This window comes from Sphingobacterium sp. SG20118, from assembly GCF_044740685.1.
In the GTDB taxonomy this organism is placed as follows: domain Bacteria; phylum Bacteroidota; class Bacteroidia; order Sphingobacteriales; family Sphingobacteriaceae; genus Sphingobacterium.
Map to the genome: position 1 here is coordinate 1,230,974 of NZ_CP172826.1, position 22,828 is coordinate 1,253,801.

At 35.7% G+C, this 22,828-nt stretch carries 17 protein-coding genes and 1 pseudogene; 14 read left to right on the forward strand and 4 right to left on the reverse strand.

Going from position 1 to position 22,828, the window contains the following annotated elements; genetic code table 11:
* Positions 1-348: 348 nt before the first annotated feature.
* The 3 genes from ACFX5U_RS05745 (at position 349) to ACFX5U_RS05755 (ending at position 4,005) form a co-directional block, all read left to right on the forward strand.
* Positions 349-1,539, forward strand: coding sequence for a Gfo/Idh/MocA family protein (locus ACFX5U_RS05745; protein ID WP_400262744.1), 1,191 nt, complete (start codon positions 349-351; stop codon positions 1,537-1,539).
* A gap of 4 nt (positions 1,540-1,543) precedes the next feature.
* The gene (locus ACFX5U_RS05750) at positions 1,544-2,629 is read left to right on the forward strand and encodes a Gfo/Idh/MocA family oxidoreductase (protein ID WP_280569488.1); all 1,086 of its coding nucleotides are present in this window, start codon (positions 1,544-1,546) and stop codon (positions 2,627-2,629) included.
* A gap of 128 nt (positions 2,630-2,757) precedes the next feature.
* Positions 2,758-4,005 (forward strand): hypothetical protein, encoded by a 1,248-nt coding sequence (locus ACFX5U_RS05755; RefSeq protein ID WP_280569486.1) that lies wholly within the window; start codon positions 2,758-2,760, stop codon positions 4,003-4,005.
* Between the two features lie 172 nt (positions 4,006-4,177).
* Here ACFX5U_RS05755 and ACFX5U_RS05760 read toward each other — a convergent pair whose 3' ends face one another.
* Entirely contained in the window at positions 4,178-4,801 is a 624-nt protein-coding gene (locus tag ACFX5U_RS05760; RefSeq protein ID WP_280569483.1) for a 7-carboxy-7-deazaguanine synthase QueE, read from the reverse strand.
* Positions 4,802-5,235: 434 nt separating this feature from the next.
* Between ACFX5U_RS05760 and thrS the strand changes: the two genes are divergently transcribed.
* From thrS to ACFX5U_RS05810, 10 genes and pseudogenes are all read left to right on the forward strand, one after another.
* Positions 5,236-7,161, forward strand: coding sequence for a threonine--tRNA ligase (gene thrS / locus ACFX5U_RS05765; RefSeq protein ID WP_400262745.1), 1,926 nt, complete (start codon positions 5,236-5,238; stop codon positions 7,159-7,161).
* A gap of 12 nt (positions 7,162-7,173) precedes the next feature.
* Positions 7,174-7,737: a translation initiation factor IF-3 gene (gene infC, locus ACFX5U_RS05770; protein ID WP_081918319.1), complete on the forward strand. Its 564-nt coding sequence runs from the start codon at positions 7,174-7,176 to the stop codon at positions 7,735-7,737.
* A gap of 40 nt (positions 7,738-7,777) precedes the next feature.
* A complete protein-coding gene (gene rpmI / locus ACFX5U_RS05775) occupies positions 7,778-7,978 on the forward strand; it encodes a 50S ribosomal protein L35 (protein ID WP_021191519.1) in 201 nt (66 codons plus the stop codon).
* Between the two features lie 97 nt (positions 7,979-8,075).
* Complete coding sequence (gene rplT / locus ACFX5U_RS05780) at positions 8,076-8,420, forward strand: 50S ribosomal protein L20 (protein ID WP_038696982.1); 345 nt, start codon at positions 8,076-8,078, stop codon at positions 8,418-8,420.
* Positions 8,421-8,607: 187 nt separating this feature from the next.
* Positions 8,608-9,183 (forward strand): hypothetical protein, encoded by a 576-nt coding sequence (locus tag ACFX5U_RS05785; protein WP_400262746.1) that lies wholly within the window; start codon positions 8,608-8,610, stop codon positions 9,181-9,183.
* Between the two features lie 22 nt (positions 9,184-9,205).
* A complete protein-coding gene (locus ACFX5U_RS05790; protein WP_400262747.1) occupies positions 9,206-10,894 on the forward strand; it encodes a tetratricopeptide repeat protein in 1,689 nt (562 codons plus the stop codon).
* A gap of 709 nt (positions 10,895-11,603) precedes the next feature.
* Positions 11,604-12,780: pseudogene (gene nhaA, locus ACFX5U_RS05795) on the forward strand (Na+/H+ antiporter NhaA).
* Between the two features lie 1,155 nt (positions 12,781-13,935).
* Positions 13,936-16,917: a SusC/RagA family TonB-linked outer membrane protein gene (locus ACFX5U_RS05800; RefSeq protein WP_400262748.1), complete on the forward strand. Its 2,982-nt coding sequence runs from the start codon at positions 13,936-13,938 to the stop codon at positions 16,915-16,917.
* The gene (locus ACFX5U_RS05805; RefSeq protein ID WP_400262749.1) at positions 16,865-17,215 is read left to right on the forward strand and encodes a hypothetical protein; all 351 of its coding nucleotides are present in this window, start codon (positions 16,865-16,867) and stop codon (positions 17,213-17,215) included. The genes ACFX5U_RS05800 and ACFX5U_RS05805 overlap by 53 nt, the downstream gene beginning before the upstream one ends.
* A gap of 18 nt (positions 17,216-17,233) precedes the next feature.
* Positions 17,234-18,961 carry a RagB/SusD family nutrient uptake outer membrane protein gene (locus ACFX5U_RS05810; protein ID WP_280569466.1) on the forward strand — a complete coding sequence of 576 codons (1,728 nt, stop codon included), beginning with the start codon at positions 17,234-17,236 and terminating at the stop codon, positions 18,959-18,961.
* 143 nt (positions 18,962-19,104) lie between these two features.
* On the opposite strand, the gene ACFX5U_RS05815 is transcribed toward ACFX5U_RS05810, so the two are convergent.
* The 3 genes from ACFX5U_RS05815 to ACFX5U_RS05825 form a co-directional block, all read right to left on the reverse strand.
* Complete coding sequence (locus ACFX5U_RS05815) at positions 19,105-20,130, reverse strand: threonine aldolase family protein (protein WP_400262750.1); 1,026 nt, start codon at positions 20,128-20,130, stop codon at positions 19,105-19,107.
* A gap of 265 nt (positions 20,131-20,395) precedes the next feature.
* A complete protein-coding gene (locus ACFX5U_RS05820; RefSeq protein WP_400262751.1) occupies positions 20,396-20,533 on the reverse strand; it encodes a hypothetical protein in 138 nt (45 codons plus the stop codon).
* Positions 20,517-21,686 (reverse strand): DEAD/DEAH box helicase, encoded by a 1,170-nt coding sequence (locus ACFX5U_RS05825; RefSeq protein ID WP_400262752.1) that lies wholly within the window; start codon positions 21,684-21,686, stop codon positions 20,517-20,519. The genes ACFX5U_RS05820 and ACFX5U_RS05825 overlap by 17 nt, the downstream gene beginning before the upstream one ends.
* Before the next feature lie 519 nt (positions 21,687-22,205).
* On the opposite strand from ACFX5U_RS05825, the gene ACFX5U_RS05830 reads away from it, so the two are divergent.
* Positions 22,206-22,784, forward strand: coding sequence for a 2'-5' RNA ligase family protein (locus ACFX5U_RS05830; protein ID WP_051959791.1), 579 nt, complete (start codon positions 22,206-22,208; stop codon positions 22,782-22,784).
* The last annotated feature ends 44 nt before the right edge of the window (positions 22,785-22,828 follow it).

The following is a 22,828-nucleotide window of genomic DNA, read 5'->3' on the forward strand; positions in this document are numbered from 1 at the left end:
GATAAAAATAAAATAGAGATAGCATAAATATGACATATCGTTACTTATTTGACGTTTTATTTACTACAATTTCTAATTAGGATGTTGGTGCTTTGGAAGTACTAAGCCATAAGATAATCTTACACAAGATTATTACACATTGAAAGCATTAATACTTTTTTAGTCTAAAATTTAATATTAATTTTAAATTCTCCTTAATTGTAATGTTAATTGGGGATTTAAACATCCGATAAATAATAAACTATAATATGAATTTTGAAAATCTAAATCGCCGTTCTTTTCTAAAGAAAACAAATACCATGGTTTTAGGAACTGCTCTTGCTGCCTCGAGTTTTGATTTATATGCAAATGGTGCTTCAAAAAAAATTAAAGTGGGGCTTGTGGGCTGTGGAGGTAGGGGAAACCGGAGCTGCCTCACAGGCATTGCGTGCAGACCCTAATGTCATTATTACCGCTGTTGCGGATGTTTTTCAGGATCAGGTAGATCTTTGTTTGGATTCTTTAAAACAGATTTCCAAGGATCAAGTCGCGGTAGATGATAAGCACATATTTTTAGGTTTTCTAGGTTTTCAAGAATTAATGAAGACAGATGTAGACGTTGTCTTACTCTGTTCTCCTCCAAATTTTAGACCAGACCACTTGGAGGAAGCCGTAAAAAGGGGGAAACATATTTTTTGTGAAAAACCTGTTGCCGTAGATATTCCGAACTTGAAGCGTGTGTTTGAAAGCGTTAAGATAGCAAAGGCTAAAAATCTGTGTTTAGTAAGTGGTTTTTGTTTTCGTTATGCAACCCCTAATCGTGAAATTTTTCAACGCGTAAAACAAGGGGATATTGGACAAATACAATCTGTTTCTACTTTTAGATTTGGGGGAGAGTTGTCGCATCGAGAGAGACAAGCCGGATGGTCTGATTTGGAATATCAATTGCGGAATTGGTTTTATTTTCAAAGATATTCTGGGGACCTTATTGTGGAGCAAGCCATTCATAGTGTCGATATGATGTCATGGGCATTGGGTGATGTTGTTCCAAAGAGTGTGGTTGCTACGGGTGGAAGACAGTCTCGAGAAATGGATAAATTTGGTAATGTCTTTGATCATATGTCTATTGAGTTTGATTATGGCGAAGGATTAAAAGCTTTTCATTCTTGTCGTCAACAAAATGGTACAACATCTAGAAATACGGTTGATATTATCGGAAAGAATGGAAGAGCAAATTTGAATATTCCTTCCAATTTCGAAATCTACGGGGATAAGGCTTGGAAGTTTGCGGGACGTAATAATAACATGTATCAGACGCAACATGATGAGCTTTTTCAAGCGATTCGAAATAAGCAAGTCATTAATGACGGACCTCATCTTGCGAATAGCACGTTACTTGCCATATGGTCGCGAGCAGCAGCTTATACAGGGCAAGCGATTACGTATGATCAGATTATGCAATCGACTGAGGTTTTGGGACCCAATTCATTAGATTATGCTTGGGAAATGGAAACGGATAAGCTTCCGGTAGCCCAACCGGGTAAAACTCCATTTGTTTAAAAATATGAAGACTGTAATTAAGATATTAGTAGTGGGTTGTGGTAATATGGGGGCTTCCCATGCTCGTGCTTATCATGACTTAGCAGGGTTTGAAATTGTAGGTTTGGTGTCCAGAGGAAATAGTAAATCTATTCTGAACGAATCGTTGCAAACTTCTTATCCCGAATTCAATGATTATGAGCAAGCATTGGCTGCAACTAAGCCAGATGCTGTATGCATTTCCACTTACCCAGATACGCATGAAAGGTATGCGATTCGTGCTTTTGAGAATGGAGCGCATGTTTTTGTGGAAAAACCATTGGCAGATACTGTTATTGGAGCTCAGAATGTAATAAAGGCTGCGCAGCAGTTTAATAAAAAATTGGTGGTGGGGTATATTTTGAGACATCATCCTTCTTGGATAAAATTTATTGAGATCAGTCGCACACTAGGAACTCCATTGGTCATGCGCATGAATTTGAATCAGCAAAGTCATGGTTTTATGTGGGATGTGCATCGTAATTTAATGGATAGTTTGAGTCCTATCGTTGATTGTGGGGTGCATTATATTGATGTTATGTGTCAGATGACCGATGCTAAACCTATTCGGGTATCTGCTATAGGAGCACGTCTAACGGCTGATATACCGGAAACGAATTATAATTATGGTCAACTTCAACTGCATTTTGATGATGGCTCTGTAGGTTGGTATGAAGCAGGTTGGGGACCTATGGTGAGTCAGACGGCATTTTTCGTGAAGGATGTTTTTGGCCCTAAAGGTGCGGTGTCCATTGTGCCGAACGCAGCAATCAAGGAAGGTGTTTCTGATTCGGTAGAAGCTCATACTAAAACAGAATCTCTACGGATTCATTATGCTGATATCGATGCAGCGAACGAGTTTATAAGGACGGATGAATGGATGCACTTAGAAGATGAGCCTACGCATCAAGATTTATGTGAGCGAGAACAGTTATTTTTCGAAAAAGCAATTGTTGAAAATTTGGATTTAACAAAGCAGTGTGAAGATGCCTTGAATAGCCTACGTATTGCTTTCGCTTGTGATCGGGCCGTGAAAACTAAAATGATGATAGATTTGCAGGATTTTTTGTAAAAGTAGCAACCCTAATTTGTTGTGCATCTTTCCTATATCTGAAAAAGAAATTGAATTTAAATCTTTTTATTACAAAAGATAGATCTTTTGGTCTATCTTTTGTTGTTTACCAGCTATATTTGTAAAGTATGAGAAAGTTGGTTCATGTTGTTTTTCTGACTATACTGTTATCCCATTCTGCTATAGCTCAGGATAAAGTATGGCAAATGAAGTTAAGTTTTAAGGGGCAGGTGTCTTTGGAGGAATTAGGGCAATCAGTTCCAGAATTTGCTGTTGATTTTTATGAACCTTTTAGTAAGGGGACGGGGCATTCGGACGTCCAAGTATTTACCTCACCATCGAAAATAAAATCAATTGATCAGGTAGGTCGTGTTTTAATTGCAGACCGTATTCAAAAACAAGAGTATTCCTATACAACAGGAGACGATGTGCTTTCACAGGAGGCCTTATTTCAGGATTATCCATTATTGAAGTCGCCTACTGATCAATCGGATGCATATCTTATTTTGGAAGAGGAGCCTGATCAAGAGATGATCAATGGAATAAATTGTGTGAAAGCAACATTAAAAGTTGTCAATCCGGACGAAGGTGAAGTCGCGATGACGGTCTGGTATGCACCGGAGATTCCTAGCTATTATGTAAGTAGTATGCCATTCTTGATTCACATTCCTGGTGCTGTATTGCGATTGAACGATCAGGTTCATCATTCTTTGGGTTTTGAAGTTTCGGATTTAACAGAAGTCAATGGCTTAAAAGAGTTTGATTTGCCTCAGGATATGAAAATAGTTAAGCTTTCAGCAAATGAGGGCAGTAATTTGGACGATGCGAGTATTTTTCAGGATGCATTTGAATTGAAAGCTCCATTGAAGTGGTTCTCGCAACATAGCACTTCTTTTGGTGATGAACATTTATTTGGGGTTAAAAAAACAGATGGTACTGTTGTTCAGCCTGCAAATTTTTACTCGATTGACGTATTGAATAAGGATAGAGCGATTGTTTCTGATAGTAGCAGTTTGTTTTGGATTATCGACGATGAGGCTAAGAAAATAAACCAAGTGGGTTTTGAGGTACTTTACGGTATCAATGAAGAGAATATGGTCTATGCAATAGAAGATCATTATGGGATTATTAATGCTTCTGGGGTGTCAATCATTGGTGGATTAAGTAATATCAGTAATTTTGTTGGGTCATATTTATTATTTTCAGAGAATAATAAGCAGGGATTGATGGATTTTGACGGAAATATTGTTTTAAAACCCGTATTAGATTTTATAGATACGGATGATCAGGGTAATATTCTCGTTAAAGATTTAAAAGTTAGTCCTGAGATACAGCAATACTCACTTGCTGATTTTCAGGAAAAGTATCTTAAATAGGCTGCATTGAAGATGCTTTATGGTCTGAAATAATAAGCTGGAACTTTATTACGGAGCTTACTGAATCAGTAATTATGGGCTTGTTGAACAATAGTAAAGCTTTTAGTATTGGATTTAATTTTTTTGATAATTACAAAAGGCGACCATGGTCGCCTTTTGTAATTATCATCCCTTAAGGGATATTTAAGTATTTATGAGTCTGAAGTGAGATATTCCATTTGGGATTATCTTTAACGTGGTCGATAATAAGTGGGGTCATTTCTGAATATTTGGACCATTCGGGCTGTAAATATAATTTACAGTTGCTACTCACTAAATTTGCATGCTCCTCCGCCCATTCAAAATCACTTTTATTGAAAACGATGACTTTTAATTCACCTGCAGCTTCTAGGACATCTTTTCGTGGGGCTTTGAATTTTTTTGGTGATAAACAAATCCAATCCCATTCGCCACTTAATGGGTATGCACCCGATGTTTCGATGAAAGTTTGGATTCCAGCATGATGTAAGCCTTTTGTTAAGTAATCCAGATTGTATATTAAAGGTTCTCCTCCAGTGATTACAACAGTTTTAGCAGGATACTTTTTTGCGTTTTCAATAATCTGGTCAGCAGGAGTAAGTGGGTGCAAATCAGCATCCCAGCTCTCTTTGACATCACACCAGTGACAACCCACATCACATCCTCCTAATCGAATAAAATATGCAGCTTTTCCTGTGTGAAATCCCTCTCCCTGAATTGTATAGAACTCTTCCATCAACGGAAGTAAAGTGCCGTCTTCTGGAACTTGATGTGACATATGTAATGAATTTAAGATTGCAAAATTAATAAAAAAGATTGTCATATCGGGATTGTTTTAATTTCATTACTTTTAGATTAGATTGATTTGGAGATGGTAATTTCTTTTTTTTGATGATATTTTTCTTTTTTAAAGCTGGACGTTTTGGATAATAATGTGCCAAACTGTTATATCCATGCAAGGGTCACATCACTTTTCACATGTATTATCTGAAACAGGCTTAGATATGAAAGCTGTTTGATTGGTTTGAGTGAAGAACAATCATGTATAAAGACTAAAATGCAATTGTGGATTATTTTCAGTATATTTGATGCATAATAAATCTACTATTAGATTTTGAATTTTAAGCTTTATGAATAATAAGCAATTTAGTATGTTGTGTGTTCGTAAAGTGTTGTTTAATAAATAATTACTATAAATAATCATATTTGTTGATGATTAAAATTACATTACCTGATGGTTCCGTTCGTGAATATGAAAAAGGGACTTCAGCTGCTCAAGTAGCATTGTCAATTTCGGAGGGTTTAGCTAGAAATGTTTTAGCTGCCGAAGTAAATGGAGAGGTTTGGGATTCATCCCGTCCAATTGAAGAAGATTCTACCGTAAAGTTGTTGACCTGGAATGATACAGAAGGTAAATCTACCTTTTGGCATTCTTCAGCGCATATCTTAGCCGAAGCATTGGAAGAGCTTTATCCAGGTATTCAATTTGGTATCGGTCCAGCTATTGAAACAGGTTTCTACTATGATGTAGATTTCGGAGATCGCGAATTTTCATCGGATGATTTTAAACAAATCGAAGATAAAATGTTGGAATTGGCAAAACGTAAAGAAACTTTCGAACGTAAAGCTGTTTCAAAGGCAGATGCTATTGCTTATTTTACTGAAAAAGGAGATGAGTATAAATTAGATCTAATCAAGGATTTGGAAGATGGCAAGATCACGTTCTATACACAGGGCGAATTTACTGACCTTTGCCGGGGTCCTCATATTCCCAATACGGGCTTTATTAAAGCGATTAAATTAACAAATGTCGCTGGTGCGTATTGGAGAGGTGATGAGTCTCGTAAGCAGTTGACTCGTATCTATGGTGTTACATTCCCTAAGGCTTCGGAATTAACGGAATATATTAAGTTTATCGAAGAAGCTAAGAGACGTGATCACCGTAAATTAGGTAAAGAAATGGAGTTGTTTGCTTTTTCAGAGAAAGTAGGCGCAGGGCTTCCATTATGGTTACCGAAGGGAGCAGCTTTGCGTCAGAAATTACAAGATTTCTTGCAGAGAGCACAATTGAAAGGTGGATATGAGCCTGTCATGACTCCCCATATCGGAAACAAGCAATTGTATGTCACTTCGGGTCATTATGATAAGTATGGTGAAGATTCATTTCAACCGATAAGGACTCCAGTTGAAGGCGAAGAGTTTTTCTTGAAGCCAATGAACTGTCCTCATCATTGTGAAATATATAAAACAAAACCACGTTCTTACAAGGATCTTCCTGTACGTTTTGCAGAGTTTGGTACTGTGTATCGATATGAGCAGTCTGGAGAATTACATGGTTTGACTCGGGTAAGAGGATTTACGCAAGATGATGCGCATTTATTTTGCCGACCTGATCAAGTTAAAGAGGAGTTTAAAAAAGTAATCGACTTGGTGTTATATGTTTTCAAAGCTTTAGGTTTTGAAGAATATACCGCACAAATTTCATTGCGGGACCCAGAGAATCGCACCAAATACATTGGTAGTGATGAGAACTGGGCTCTGGCTGAAAGTGCCATTATCGAAGCTGCAGCAGAAAAGGGATTGTCGACAGTTGTTGAATACGGCGAAGCGGCTTTCTATGGACCTAAGCTAGACTTTATGGTTAAAGATGCTTTGGGTCGCAGATGGCAGTTGGGTACTATTCAAGTGGATTACAATTTGCCTGAACGATTTGAATTAGAGTATACAGGTTCTGATAATGCAAAACATAGACCTGTGATGATTCATCGTGCGCCATTTGGTTCAATGGAGCGTTTTATCGCTGTATTAATTGAACATTGTGCAGGAGAATTTCCATTATGGCTTGCTCCAGAACAATTTATCATCTTGCCAGTATCAGAAAAATATGAAGAATATGCGAAAAATCTTTTAGAATCGCTAAATAATTCCGATATTCGCGGACTGATAGACTTGCGCGATGAGAAAGTAGGTCGTAAAATCAGAGATGCAGAGATGAAAAAACTACCTTACATGTTGATTGTAGGGGAGAAAGAGGCTGAGAGTGGCACGGTTTCTGTGCGTAAACATGGTTCAGTAGACTTGGGTTCCATGACTGCTGACGAATTTAGAGAAGTATTAATTAAAGAAATAACCGTTTAAATATTTAAACATTTGGCATTAAAAAGACCAGGTGGTCCTAGACCACCAATGAGAAAGAAAGAACCAGATCACCGCATTAATGAGCTAATCCGTGTGCCTGAGGTACGTTTGGTAGGTGATAATGTGGAAACAGGAGTTTATCCTACACGTAAAGCTTTAGAGCTTGCAGATGAATTGGAACTTGATTTAGTTGAGATTTCGCCAAATGCTGTTCCGCCGGTTTGTAAAATTATCGACTACAGTAAATTTGTTTACGAGCAAAAGAAGAAACAAAAAGAAATCAAAGCTAATGCAAAACAAACTGTTATTAAGGAAATCCGTTTCGGACCTAATACCAGTGAACATGATTTTGATTTCAAATTGAAACATGCAATCAAATTTCTTGAAAGTGGAGAAAAAGTTCGTGCTTACGTACACTTTAAAGGCCGTGCAATTGTACACAAGGAACAAGGCGAAATCTTGTTATTGCGTTTTGCACAAGCTTTAGAAGAAGTGGGTAAAGTAGAATTGCTGCCGAAATTAGAGGGAAAACGTATGTTTTTGACTTTAGCACCTAAAGTGGTTGCTAAGAAATAATAATAGAAATTCTAACAGATTGATATAAAATTTAAGTATTATGCCAAAAGTAAAAACCAATTCCAGTGCTAAAAAACGTTTTAAGCTTACTGGAACAGGTAAAATCGCAAGAAAAAACGCTTTCAAAAGCCACATCTTGACAAAAAAGAGCACAAAACGTAAACGTAACTTAACAACAACAAGTTATGTATCTGATGGCGACATGGGCAACGTTAAACGTATGCTTGCTATCGGAAAATAAGTTTTATTCGATTTAATTAATAATAATTTTTTAACCGGGTACAGGGTAGTAAGTTCATTGTGAAACATGACGCCTTTTACCAAATAATTTTAAAAATATGCCACGTTCGGTTAACGCAGTTGCTTCGAGAAGAAGACGTAAAAAAATCCTAAAATTAGCTAAAGGCTATTATGGGTCACGCAGCAAAGTATATACTATTGCTAAGAATTCAGTAGAAAAAGGTTTACAGTACGCTTACCGCGACCGTAAAACTAAAAAACGCGAGTTTAGAGCTTTATGGATTCAACGTATTAACGCTGGAGCTCGTCAACAAGGTTTATCTTATTCCGTGTTGATTGGTAAATTAAATGCTAAAAACATTGGTTTAAACCGTAAGGTTTTAGCTGATTTAGCTTTAAACAACCCAGATGCTTTCAAAGCAGTTATTGACGCAGTAAAATAGAGTTTTAACCCCGAGTCAATTTGTTAGATATTGGAAAGGAACCCATCAGGGTTCCTTTTTTTTATTTTTAATGTTACAAGCTTCAACTAATTTTATCATTAGTAATGAGCTGTTTTAATGTTTATTTTTTTGAACTGTTTTGAAGTTTGTAATATATTTTTATTTTTATATAAAAGAGTCGTAGTTTATGAAGTTTCAAGATCTAGTTAATTTGTATGAAGAAGGGAGATATGAGGATTGTTTATCTGAATTAGAAGTTTTTCTAGTATTAAATCCACAAGATATTCCCGCATTAATTTTAAAAGCTACCGTACTTAAGGAACTTGATTTTCAAAATTTAGATGAAGACAGTAATGAACTGACATTAGACGATTTTCAAGAGGTTATTAGTATATACAAATCTATTTTACAGCTTGAACCAAATAATGAGGCCGCCCTTTTTGGTCTGTTGGAAACTACTCGTTTTTTCTATAAAGATTTAGATTACGATGAATATGCTTCTTATATAGAACGATTGAGTATCCATGAGGATGAGTTAGAGAATGTATGTCGTTTTCGAGCTGATTTGAATTATTTACATGAGAAATATCAAGAGTCTATTGGTAATATCAATGAATTGCTTTCCATTTATGAAGTATTATATGCCCATGATCGTATTAGTAAATGTGCACTATTAACAGAAAGTGTACTTTTTAAAGCAATGATTCTTCGCGAGAAACCTAAATCATCATCAACAGGCACTTGCCGAGTTCAGAAAATATAAACATGATATTTTATCTAATAACGTGCTGTTATACCTGGATATTGGTCAGCTTGCTATGGAGTATCATGATTATGAGATGATTGGTTGGGCGGGTGTCAAGGCCGTATTATATGGAAATGAAGAGCCTGAAATTGATGCTGAGATCTTCAAATTTTATGAACAGGTCGTATCGCTGTTAAATGGTGGTTTGGAGGATAAACAGTGTATTTACTTTGCTATCATGGTGCAACGTAATTTTCGGGAAGAACTCGGATTAGACTTATCAGATCCTTTAATAGAAGCTAAGCGTTACATCCAACGTTATCCAGATTGGTTTATTCCTTATCATTTTGCAGGAACCTATATACTTGAAGGTGGAAATCATGAAGAAGCGTTACCTTACCTTCAGAAAGCAGTAGAGCTTGGTGGTTTTTCAATAACCATTCATCGCTTCATCCTTACTTACTACGAAGTCCATAAAGAGTTACCTGAAATATTGAATTGGCCAGTAGATGGTCCTATTGACTATTTTAATGCAGGCTGCGAGTTTTCTGAATTTGAGAATTCTATCGGTTCACCAATTCTTGATATGTCCTTGCTAAATTATCGATTGCAGTTTTTTGAGCGATCATATTTAGCTTTTAAAGCATATTTTCACGAAAATCAATTTGAAGCAAATTACTTTATCAATAGTCAGTTGATGTCTATGTGTTGTAATAATTATGCACTGGCATTGAATAGCAAGCGAAAATATGATGAAGTAATCGAAATATGTAAGGAGGGACTTACTTATAGTCGATTTTGGGAACTGTACAATACATTGGCGGATGCGTATTTTGAGAAAGAAGAGTATGAAGATGCATTAATCAACTACCATGAGTTATTAGATGATAGCTTTAAAGAGTTTGATATGCCAAATTATCTTCGAATATCTGCATACGTGACCAAATGTGAGTTTAAGTTGGGGTATATAAAAGAGGCTGAGGAAAGGTTGAGGACTATTGCACAAGAATATGATGAACTCATCCAGTCTTCAGAATATGCTGACTATGAGGAAGAAGAGCTGTTTGTTACACGTCAAGCTTATATGGAGATTCAGAACGCACGTTTTGATCTAATCAATCATAGGGGAGATTCAGAAACTTTGAAGGATTGGCAAAAAGAATTGGAAAGTAAACCTGATGATGCATCAAACTGGTATATGTTGATGCAAAATTACTTTCAATTGGAGCAGTATGATCAATGTATAGCTTGCGCAAATAATTATGAAGCTACTAAACCGTTGCAGGAAATGGCTTTAATCGATTATCGTAAGTTGCATTATTTGAGAGGAAAATCATATTTCTTAATTGGGGATTTTCCAGCGGCGCTAAAGGATTTATTAGTCGCTTATGACTCTACGAAGTCTACTTTAAAAGAAGAAGAATCGTATGGCGATTTTCACTTGATACTACTGCATCTTATACATTCTTATTTCCATTTACAAGATTGGGAAAATGTAATTCGTATCAGCCAGGAATCTGATGCTATGTATAGTAGTGAAAATTGGGAAGAAGACGATGATTGGAATGAAATGACCTTTATGTCTGCCGAAGCATCTTTTGCAATTGGTGCTGGCGAAGTTGCTAAAGAGAAGATACAAGCTATCCTAAAGTTATTCCCTAAGGATGAAAAAGCGTTAGAGAAAAAGAAAGCATGGAGCTCTGGTTGGTTTGGTTGGTTGAAAAAGTAATGCTATTGCGATTGGTGAAAGCCTAAATTTTATCATGCCATTTATTGTTGTATAGCAGTAAATATAGTTAAGGTTATGATAATAAAAATATATAACATAGCTATGGCTATGTTATAAGGGACCGATACCATGAATAGTAAGGCTTCGAAAAACAAGATAAGAAAGGCGGAGACTGTTATAGCGGCGCAAATAATATGGTCGTGCAAATTAAATGAACTTACCAGATTTAAAAAATACTTAATAAAGGGACTGATTTTATAAGGTCCTTTTTTATTTTGTTACTATTTCATCAATTCTTATTCGAAAAAAAACACGCTGTAAGCGTGCGACATTTTTTGAATAAGGGCAGGTTAATCTTCACCTGATAATAAATCATCTCCATCAAATGTAAACTCAATTACCTCGGTGTAACTTTCTAAAGCTTGTAGTTCGAAATCTTTAATCATCTTCTTTAATTTTTATTTACCATAAAGGTAAGCTTAGTTGTTAACCTCAGAGTAAATTTGATGTGAAGTTTTTGTTAAGTCTTGAAATATATTTATTTGCTTAACATTGGATTCTTTTTTAGAGGATTTATAAACGAAAAAGGGTCTATAATCCTTAGTATTTTAAAAGAAAAACTTATCTTAGTAGACTTACTTACTTTAGGTTTCATAATATATTTGGAGCTTATATTTTTCCTTATTCATCACTAAATGAAAATGTCTTTATGGCAAACTTAATTAATTTAAAAATTTTCAAACAGTTTTTACAGTCTAGTAATATAGGTGGTATCTTATTGTTTATCTGTGTTATTCTGTCTTTGATTGTTGCAAATACTCCTTTAGCGGAATCTTTTAACAATTTATTGAATACAACATTAGGGTTCGAAACAGAACATATCCAATTAAACTATTCGGTGCTGCTATGGATTAATGACGGTTTGATGGCCATATTTTTTCTTTTGGTAGGTTTAGAGATAAAGCGCGAACTGGTTGAGGGTGAATTGTCGTCACCAAAAAAAGCGCTATTACCAATCTTAGCTGCTTTTGGTGGAGCTATTTTACCTGCACTTATTTATTTGTACATTAATAAAGGATTACCTACCGAGCATGGCTGGGGGATTCCGATGGCTACTGATATTGCATTTGCATTGGCAGTTATTACTTTGTTGGGTAAGCGTGTTTCCAGCTAGTTTAAAGATATTTTTGGCAGCTTTAGCAATCGTTGATGACTTGTTGGCTATTTTGGTAATCGCTTTATTCTATAGCGGCGATCTACATTACAACTACTTATTTATTGCATTGGGCATATTTGCTTTCTTATTGCTTTTAAACTATTTAGGGGTTAAAAAAATATGGGCTTATTTGATACCAGGAGTTTTTATATGGTATTTTATACATCACTCAGGTATACATGCAACGATAGCCGGTGTATTGGTGGCATTAGCCTTACCAACAAATACGACAGATGATGAATCACCTTTAGAGAAATTGGAACATATGCTGACTTCTCCTGTTAATTTTATTATTATACCTCTTTTTGCAATAGCCAATACCAATATTACGATTCATAGCGAAATGGTCGGTGGTTTAACTACAGCGTTGGGGCTCGGTATTATTGGTGGGTTGATTGTTGGAAAGTCTTTAGGCATATTGGGAGTATCTTTCATTGCTACCAAATTGAAGCTATGTACATTGCCTGAGGGCGCAAATTGGAAGCATATATTTGGCGTGGGACTATTGGGTGGTATTGGATTTACAATGTCCATTTTTGTATCCATATTAGCTTTTACAGATCCACTCTTGGTGGAGGAAGCAAAATTTGCCGTATTGATTGGTTCTTTATTTTCAGGTGCAGCAGGATACCTGTTTCTATCGAGTATAGGCAATAAAAAAAGCGCTTAATACTAAAAAGCAGTCTCTACTTGAAGTGCCCCAGATGTATCTAACATTTTCGGGGCACTCCGACATCGAGGCTGCTTTTTATCAATTACCTACCACATTAACTGCAATTTCGAAATCTACTCGATCTTTTATACGTTGAAATAAGACGGCCATACTATACCACTGATAGTAATCACGTTAATTTGGTATCCTTTATTTTATTCTATATTTTTCTGTTTACTATTAAACGTGCCTTTTACCCCTTAAGGAATAACAGTACTAGCTGGGTTTTAACCAAGCTTGCATAGAAATTAGCATTGACTTTTATTCATTACATGAACTTCTAAAGTTTCAATATCTTTAAAACTTAGTTATTGGGCGGTGGAAATATTGACTCGTAGCTATAATTAAGGAAAAGATTGTGCATATTTCCACGAGAATAATCGAATTTAAATTTCGAAATGGTTGTTGATCAAGTGCTTTCCATTTATTTAAACCAATAAATACACTTTGCACCTTTATACGGCTAGGTTTCATTAAGGTTGTAAAGTAGACTTAGTAGTTTCATAACAGTTTCTTATTTTGATGCGAGCAGCTATAGATCAACGGCGAGCTTCATGATTGGTATCCAATGAATTTGTACATCTATGTAACCGGCTTCATCTTTTAGGTGTCTGTTGTGCAATATCAGGATATTAAAATGCCTAAAAAATAGCACATACTCATAGCCAAAGAATGACTAAAGAGAATAGGTGCGGTTTGTACTATATGTCTAATTGCATGCCTTTAACAATATGGACTTCTTTTCAGAGCCTATTGTATTGGTACTGCTTTGGAAAGGACTTATAGAGGTTAGTTACAATAGGATTATGCATCTAAAATAATGATGTCGAAAATGCTGAATACATGGATATATTCAGTCGCCTTTTTAATGAAGTTATTTCCATCTTTTGTCTTTTTGTTGTTACATACTGTACTAGTTACAATAAGTTGATGATTTTTTTATTGTTGATAATCAACATTTTAATATTTAATTCAAAAGATATTTCATGAATAATTATGAAGAGTCAATCGATTGCGTAAATTGTAATTAACAACTAAACATACAGTGCTAGGGGAGATCCTGAGATAGGGTATAGCACTGATTAAATTACCAAATTAAACCTTTTTCACATTATGAGAAAACTACTACAGTTTCTTAACGAGGATTTTATTGAGCACAAATTATCGGTAAAACACTCTCTATGGGCATCCACTGCTTTACTACTGATTAGTCATCAGTCTTTGGGTAGTCCTATGTCAAAATTTACAGAAACCTCGGCTCATGAGGTTCATGTTACTGCAATTCAGACACCTATCCGGGGAAAGATTCAAGATGCACTCACAAAAGAGCCTATTAGTGGCGCAACAATTAAAGTACTAGGAAAGTCTATTGCAACTTCATCCGATTCAGATGGTAATTTTCAAATTGCTGCTGCTTTAAACGATGTTTTGGAAATTACTTATATCGGGTTTTCAAAGCAATCGCAAACAGTAACTTCAACAGCAGGACCTTTGGTTATCGGATTGCATGTTAAAAGTGATGATTTGGAAGAGGTTGTCGTGACGGGATATAGTACACAGCGTAAAAAGGATCTTACAGGTGCTGTTGCAGTCGTGAATGTTAATGAATTGAAATCACAACCTGCCGCAAGTGCTGTTGAAGCTTTACAAGGACGAGCTACAGGTGTACAGATTGTGAATGACGGAGCACCAGGATCTACACCTCAAATTAAAATTAGAGGTTATAGTACTATTAATAATAATGAGCCATTATATGTTATTGATGGTGTGCCCTTTGAAGGGAAATTAAGCTGGTTGAATCAAAATGACATTGAAACCATGCAGGTATTGAAAGATGCTTCTGCTGCTTCTATCTACGGTGCGCGTGCAAATAATGGGGTTGTAATTATCACCACGAAAACAGGTAAAGCTAACAGTAAACCTATGATTAATTTGGACGCTTATGTGGGAGTGGGTGTGCCCAACTCTTCTAGTTTTCCAAAGATGATGAGTCCACAACAGATTTTAGATATGGACAATAGCCTCAATGGAACAAGTTTAATACTTCCTGAGTACCTATTAGCAGGAGCTAAAACTAGATATGATATTACTGCTGCTGATGTGGATATGTCTAAGTATAATTATAAAGGTAAAGACCGATCTTCATTTTATCAAATTACGAAAGCGAATCAAGCAGGTACGGATTGGTTTAAAGAAATTACGCAAAATGCACCCATTCAATCGTATCAATTAAGTTCTAGTGGTGGTGGTGAGAATGCGACTTATGCTTTTTCAGGAGGGTATTTGAATCAGCAGGGGACTGTGATACATTCTGGGTTTAAAAAATATAACATTCGTACCAATACCGCTTTCAAAGCATTTAACAACAAGGTTCGTTTTGGTGAGAATATGCAATATGCATTTACTGAAGGCTATGGAATGGGTGTAAATCCAAATACTGCAGGAGGCTATCAAGGTGATGGTAGTGTAATGGGATGGGCTTACCGTATACAGAATATCATTCCTGTTTATGATGAAGGTGGGAATTTTGCAGGATCATTTGGTAAAAATAATGGTAATGGGGAGAATCCTGTAGCAATAGCTTATAGAGCCAAAGACAATAAAAATAAGAGTAATTTCTTTTTTGGAAATGTGTTTGCGGAAGCTGACCTAATCAAAGGTTTAACTTTGAGAACAAATCTAGGGATGCGTTATGAAAACTATAATGGAGCGACTTACACATATCCAAATCCAGAGTTCTCGGAGGGAAGTTTCAATAATGGTATGAGTGAATATTACGGTTTTACAACAGAATGGACGTGGACGAATACCTTGAACTATAGACCTGAACTTGGAGAAAATCATAATTTAAATGTTCTTGCTGGAACAGAAGCAATCGAAAATAGATGGAGAGAAATATCGGGAAGCCGAAATGGTTACTTCACGATGAGTAGTATGGATTATTTATACTTGAATGGAGGAACATCCAATATTGGTAACGCTGGTTCGGGAACGGTTGGTTCGATGTACTCGGTGTTTGGTAAAGTAGATTATTCGTATTTAAATCGTTATCTTTTTAGTGCCACTGTCAGACGAGATGGATCATCTAATTTTGGAGAAGATAATAAATATGGGGTATTTCCAGGAATCTCAGGAGCTTGGCGAATCTCGGAGGAAGACTTTGCTAAAGATTTATCATGGTTAAATGATTTAAAATTTAGAGCAGGATATGGGGTGACAGGAAATCAGCGTATTCCAGCAAATCAATATATTAATCGATATACCTCATCTTTAACTTCGACTTCTTATCCAATTCATGATGCTACTGAATCAGGTCTCGCAGTAAATGCATATAGTAATCCAGCAATTAAGTGGGAACAGGTAAAAGCATTGAACGTGGGATTAGATTTTAGTTTATTCCAAGGTGATTTTGATGGAGCTGTGGATTGGTATACTAAGACTACTTCAGATATGTTATATCGCTTACCTTTACCAGCCTCAGCGGTGGGTAGAGCGGCTTCACCATACGTGAATATTGGAAGTATGAAAAATACAGGCCTTGAATTAGCATTGGGCTATCATTATGGACATAGACAACAGAAAGATTTTACATTAGATATTGGCGCTAATATTTCAAAAAATAAAAATGAAATTACGGAATTAGCTCCATCAATCACGCAAGATATTTATGGATCCATTCGTAATTTGCAAACATCGATTTTAACAGCAGGACAACCTTACGGTGCATTCTTTGGTTATAAAACGGAAGGAATTTATCAAAGTGATGAGGATGTGAAAAACTCGGCGTCTTATGATAAAGCACGCGCAGGTGGACTTAAATATGCTGATCTCAATGGTGACGGTGTCATCACGGGAGAAGATAGAACAGTGATTGGAAATCCACATCCTGATTTTATCTATTCCTTGAATATTAATGCGACTTACAAAAATTTTGATTTAGCAGTATTCTTTTACGGTTCTCAAGGAAACGATATCTATGATGCGACACGTTTATTTACGGACTTCGGAGTTTTTGCAGGACAAAAAAGTGCTCGTTTGTTAGATGCTTGGAGTCCTTCAAATACGGGTAGTTTCTATTCCTTCTTTGACGAATGATGCATCAGGTTTGGAATATGCTTCTTCAAGTTATTTTGTCCAAGATGGTAGTTTCTTGAAATTGAAAAACCTACAAGTTGGTTATTCTTTTGATACTAAAAAATTATTTGGAGAAAACACTTCATTTAACAAAATGCGTATTTATGGAGGAGCAACCAATTTATTAACGTTTACAAAATATGATGGAATGGACCCTGAAGTATCAGCTTTTGCTTCTGATTATTCTGCTATTGGTGTGAACTTAGGGATTTACCCACAGGCTAGACAATTTATATTCGGAGTAAGTTTAGGTTTTTAATCATCAAAGTAGAAAGTAATGAAAATATATACTATAATAGCACAGATTGGAATCGCGGCATTTTTGATGACGGGATGTTCCAAAGAATTTTTAAATAAAGTACCTCAAGGAGAGTTGTCAGACTCACAGATAGGCTCTGCAGAAAGTATAGAGATGCAACTACTAGGTGCATATTCTATTATGAATGGTAACGTCAGTGGCACTTGGGGTAACTATGCATCTGCACCTAGTCAATGGATATTCGGTGAAATGACATCTGATAATGCACATAAAGGTTCTGACCAGACGGATCAGCCAAATATGAACATGATTGAAAGTTACTCTGTCAATAGCGAAAATGATAATTTGAGCACCATGTGGCAAGTGTATTATGAAGGTGTTCAACGCGCGAATAAAACACTGGTGTTACTTGCAGCTGATCAAGCAGGTGTAAAAGAGGTGACCGCAGAACGTGTGATTCAAATTCAAGCTGAGTCAAGAATGTTGCGCGCGCATTATTACTTTTTTATGTGGCGTATCTTTAAAAATCTACCTTGGATAGATGAAAATACGACTTTTGAAGATGCTAAAGTAAAGCCAAATACGGAAGACATATTACCGAAAATCATTGAAGATTTGAAATTTGCAGCTTCAAATTTACCAAACACAAAAATTAATAATGAGTATGGTCGTATGGATCAAAACGCTGCCAAAGCATACTTAGGTAAAGTTTATCTATATGAGAAGAAATATGCTGAAGCTTTACCTTTATTCAAAGAGGTGATTGGAGGAAAGGATATCACTTCGATGAATTTTTGGAATAATTTTAATATTTTAACGGAGAATGGATCGGAAGCGATAATGGTTGCTAAACATGCTATCAATAGTAATGGTAATGGTGAGAATGCGAATGTAGGGGATATGTTAGGCGGGTTGTACGGAACATCTCCTGTGGGTTGCTGTGGTTTTTATCAACCGACGATTGACTTGGCAAATGCTTTCAAAGTGACTGCCAATGGACTTCCGATGCTGGATAACAGCTATCGCACAAATGCTTATAAATCAGATATGGGTTTGGTCGATACAAAAACTGATTCTGCAAAAACAAAATATAAAGTTGATACAACTCTTCGTTTTGACCCTCGTTTAGATTATACAGTAGGACGTAGAGGTGTAATGTATTTGGATTATGGGGTAATGCCTGGTGACGATTGGATTCGCGATGCAAAGTATGGTGGTCCTTTTGTAGGTATGAAAACGATGATACCTAAAGCTTTATTTGCTACGCAATCTGCTTCTGGAGAGAATTATATCACTGGACTTGATGTTAATATTATCCGATTGGCCGATGTTGTGTTAATGGCTGCTGAATGTGAAGTTGAATTGGGTAATTTAAGTGGAGCACTTATTTTAGTGAATAGTGTAAGAAATCGTGCAGCTAAATTAGAAGCTAAGAAAACGATTGAGGGTAAAAATGCTGCTCGCTATTCAGTGAAGCCATATCCTGTTTTCACAAGTCAAGATAATGCGCGACAAGCTGTGCGTTTTGAACGTCGTTTAGAATTGGCTATGGAAGGACATCGTTTCTTTGATTTAGTGAGATGGGGGATTGCTAAAGATGTAATTACAACATATTCCGCATTTGAAGGTGTTTTACTTCCTTCTTATAAAAATTTGAATTTTACTTCTAAAAGCGAAATTTATCCAATCCCATTGGGTGAAATTGATAAGAGTAATGGTACTTTAACTCAAAATACTGGTTATTAATTTTTTGAAATAAATAAACGGTAAAGGGTTCTTCAGTTTATGAAGAACCCTTTTTTATTCTCAGTTATGATGTTCTTGAAATATGATATTCGATTGAAGGTGTTTAATAAAAACAATATTTCCGCAGCATGTTCTTCAATCTATTAGAGTAGTTTAAGATCTGCGATAAAAGCATCGACATATTGTTCGTCTGTTGCCCATGAGGTTATTAATCTAATTGCCGCATGATCTTCATCTATCTCCTTCCAAACAAAGAATAAATAATTCTCATTGAGTTTTGCAATGACGGTTTTTGGTAATATGGGGAAGATTTGATTTGTTGTAGAATTTGTTAAAAAAGAAAAACCTTTGGATTTCACAGTAGTTGCTATTTTCATAGCCATTTTGTTAGCATGATCTGCCAATTCGAAATATAGGTCTTCCTTAAACAATTCAAGGAACTGTATAGCAAGTAGACGTCCTTTAGCTAACATTGCACCCCTTTGCTTCAGTACATATTCAAAATCTTCTGCCAGATGAGGGTCTCTGAAAATAACAGCTTCTCCTAATAAAGCACCATTTTTAGTCCCACCGATATAGAATACATCTGTTAAAGTTGCAATATCTGTAAGTGTCAAATCATTATCTTGAGCCATTAAAGCATGTCCCAATCGAGCACCATCAAGAAAGAGCAATAGTTTATGTGCAAGACAACATGCTGCCAGATTCTCTAATTCTTTTTTGAGATATATCGTACCTATCTCAGTGGAATTAGAAATATAAACGATTCTAGGTTTTACTACATGTGGTTTTAGTGCATATTCTTGCAATGCTTTTTCAATAGCAGCTGGATTTAGTTTGCCATCTGTGGTTTCTACAGTAATGACTTTATGACCGGTAGCCTCAATAGCTCCTGTCTCATTCGCTGCAATATGTCCTGTTTTAGCACTGATGACCGCTTCATGTGGACGCAAAAGAAAGGAAATAACAATAAGATTGGTCTGCGTGCCTCCAGAAAGAAAATGTATGGCAGCAAATGGATTATTAATTTTATTTTTTAAAATTTCTTTTGCTTGTATTCCATACTCATCCTCTCCATATCCAAGTTGTTGTACGAGGTTTGTTTCTATTAGTTTAGTTAGAATATTTGGGTGTGCACCCTCAGAATAATCATTTTTGAAATTATACATCTTTTATTTTAGTGTCAAGCGTAAGGAAGTATATCTTTATTCTCTTATTATCACTTTAGGTTGTTTTATCCAATGTGATTTGAATGCAAATGTAAGAATAAAAAATAAAGGAGGGTTTAGCAAAAAGCCTTTGAGAGCGCATCTTTTTGATGTTCTTTAGGTATACTTAGTTCAGTAGGAAAGTAATGCCACTTTGATTTTGGGATAAAAAAAATCACGAAAGCAGGCTTTCGTGATTTTTTATTTTTTGAATACCGTTGTTTATTTAGCCTTTTTTATTTTTCATGGTCATTCTAGCTTTCTTGCCAGCACCATAATTATATGTTTTGGTATTACTTTCTTTCTTCTGATGGAAGGCCCCACCTCGAGTTTCATTACTTTCATCTTCAGCAGAAACCGGCATCTTTATTTCCTTTTTTCGCACTATATATGGACATGCGTTCTGGTAAATCAAGAACCTCCATTTTTCGGCCTATAATTTGTTCAATTTTTCTAACTTCAGGTAACTCCAAGTCAGTTGCGAAAGTGAAAGCCAATTGCTCTTCAGAACCAGATTTTAAGATTCGTTGGATAAGCATATCATTGTTTTCAGGTATCTCAAAATGAAAGATATAGGGTATACCTGATAAATCTATCTCGTCAGCTCCCTCATTTGCTACGATTAAAATCCGATGGGTATCCTGTTGTTTAAATAAATCGATATCTTCAATGGCTCTATCTTCAATAAATAAAGGATTGAGTATAAGGATTTCATCATTATATTTACGATGTAAGCTTTTACCAAGTTTTTGTGCAGTTAACTTGCTATTTACGAAAATAATAACCTTATCGAAAGTCTCATTATCTAGCATTAAACTATTAAGAAGTGTAATTTTAGTGGTAAAATTTGGTACCTGATAGAGAAATAAATCATGTACTTCAAGTTGCTCTTGTGCTAATTCTTCCACTTCGATTAATGCAGGTAGGACCATGAAATCGTCAATCATCTGATGTAATTTTTCATGCTCTACTGTGCTAAAGATGAGATGCTGGCATTTTTTACAACTTTGTGCAAGTTCTTTAACAGGCGTAATCATGCCGTTTTTTATAATCTCCTCCGCATCGTCAATAATAAAAGTATGAATTAAGTTTAGATTTAAGCCTAATTTAAGGTATACCGCTCTTGCTCGGTTCGGGGTCGCCACGACAATCTCAACACCAGCTACAAGTTTTTCAATTTCCTGCTCCATACTGCCTCCATCACGTAGGCCTATGATACTCAGATCTTTATTTTTGCTAATTAAATAAAATTGATCTAGAATGTTTTGGATTCGTTCTTGATCGGGTGCTAAAATCAAAACTTTTGGCGCATCAGCAACATTGAATTTTAATCCAGAAAGTACACTGAGCACATAAGTCGTCGTTTTACCTGAATCTTCAGGACCAATCGCTATGATATCTTGGCCACCTAATATACGTGATATAGATTTGACTTGTAATTCCTTAGCTGTTAAATATCCCAAGTCCTCCATGGACTTATGTAACCGCTTACCTAGTTTTAATTTATCGAGAGACACTTTTTGTCGTATTTAATGAATAATGCTCAAAGTTACTTAAAATACTTTGTAAAGACGGCGTTATTGGCCTTTGTGGATTTAACCATAGGGGAGAAATAAACGGTGAAATCGGAGATAGATTGCGGTTAGGAAGCTAAGCAGCTTAATAATTGGGACATTATTTTTGGAAACAGAAATTATTCACCGTAACAGCTAATCGCTAAATATTAATTTTATCTTTCAAAAAGATCAAGATATATTTTGATGTTCTCTTCAACTTTGTCAAGAACGTAAGCCTAGGTTTCGTAATGAGGTGCGCTTAGAAAACCTGCACATCTTTTTGATAAGTCAATTATGATGCCCATGGTTTGGTTTATGGCTCTCATATTCATCATTGTTAGGTAGACGTATTTTTTGGTTTTAAATAAACAGATTGTGGCTTTAGAATAGAAATGGCGTATTGTTTGCCTGTTTCTCTTATTGCTTTATTATGGGTATCTTTAAAAAGATGCAGTAGCATTATTTAAAAAGGAGGGGCAGATGTCCACAGATGTAGAACAATATTCATTCGTATTTCAGCCTTGTGAAAAGGGTATTCAAATTGTAAAATCCATTAAGGAGAACTTGAAAAGTAAAATTGGGTGGTTCCACAGTTGTCACTCATTGGCACATATTACGATATGTGAGTATCATGCCGATTTGGAGACGTTATCCAAAATTAAAAAACAAGTTGCTGAAGTATTGAAATACGAGGGCTCTCAATATGTTTATTTTGACACTTATAACGCGTTCCGCAATGGTGCCTTTTATATTGCACCAGCGCTAAAATCAAAGCAGTTTTTGAAGAAAAAAATGGAAGCTATAACGAAGATAAATATCTCCACACTACTTTCTAAATGTGATGAACCTCACTTGACAGTGGGTCGAGATTTGAACCCTGAGAAACTAGCTGTAGCTGTTGAAAGTTTTAAAGCAATTGATTTAGATTTTTTTTGTTCAAGCATTTTTCTGCGTAAATATAATCCGGCTAGAGAACAGTATGATATCATCGAAGAATTTAAGTTTGGCAATTTTCCAAAACCTCCTTTAGAGGAAGGGCAACTCACCTTTAATTTCTAATAAAAGTTTAGTTTTCTGTATTAGGATTTTTATCTTTATTTCTA

Excerpts from the sequence above, each read along its gene's own strand:
- ACFX5U_RS05800 (WP_400262748.1), top strand. The coding sequence starts at position 13,936 with ATGAGAAAACTACTACAGTTTCTTAACGAGGATTTTATTGAGCACAAA.
- thrS (WP_400262745.1), top strand. The coding sequence starts at position 5,236 with ATGATTAAAATTACATTACCTGATGGTTCCGTTCGTGAATATGAAAAA.
- ACFX5U_RS05760 (WP_280569483.1), bottom strand. The coding sequence starts at position 4,801 with ATGTCACATCAAGTTCCAGAAGACGGCACTTTACTTCCGTTGATGGAA.
- ACFX5U_RS05745 (WP_400262744.1), top strand. The coding sequence starts at position 349 with ATGGTGCTTCAAAAAAAATTAAAGTGGGGCTTGTGGGCTGTGGAGGTA.
- ACFX5U_RS05785 (WP_400262746.1), top strand. The coding sequence starts at position 8,608 with ATGAAGTTTCAAGATCTAGTTAATTTGTATGAAGAAGGGAGATATGAG.
- ACFX5U_RS05755 (WP_280569486.1), top strand. The coding sequence starts at position 2,758 with ATGAGAAAGTTGGTTCATGTTGTTTTTCTGACTATACTGTTATCCCAT.
- rpmI (WP_021191519.1), top strand. The coding sequence starts at position 7,778 with ATGCCAAAAGTAAAAACCAATTCCAGTGCTAAAAAACGTTTTAAGCTT.
- ACFX5U_RS05810 (WP_280569466.1), top strand. The coding sequence starts at position 17,234 with ATGAAAATATATACTATAATAGCACAGATTGGAATCGCGGCATTTTTG.
- ACFX5U_RS05750 (WP_280569488.1), top strand. The coding sequence starts at position 1,544 with ATGAAGACTGTAATTAAGATATTAGTAGTGGGTTGTGGTAATATGGGG.
- ACFX5U_RS05815 (WP_400262750.1), bottom strand. The coding sequence starts at position 20,130 with ATGTATAATTTCAAAAATGATTATTCTGAGGGTGCACACCCAAATATT.
- ACFX5U_RS05830 (WP_051959791.1), top strand. The coding sequence starts at position 22,206 with ATGTCCACAGATGTAGAACAATATTCATTCGTATTTCAGCCTTGTGAA.
- rplT (WP_038696982.1), top strand. The coding sequence starts at position 8,076 with ATGCCACGTTCGGTTAACGCAGTTGCTTCGAGAAGAAGACGTAAAAAA.
- ACFX5U_RS05805 (WP_400262749.1), top strand. The coding sequence starts at position 16,865 with ATGCTTGGAGTCCTTCAAATACGGGTAGTTTCTATTCCTTCTTTGACG.
- ACFX5U_RS05820 (WP_400262751.1), bottom strand. The coding sequence starts at position 20,533 with ATGCCGGTTTCTGCTGAAGATGAAAGTAATGAAACTCGAGGTGGGGCC.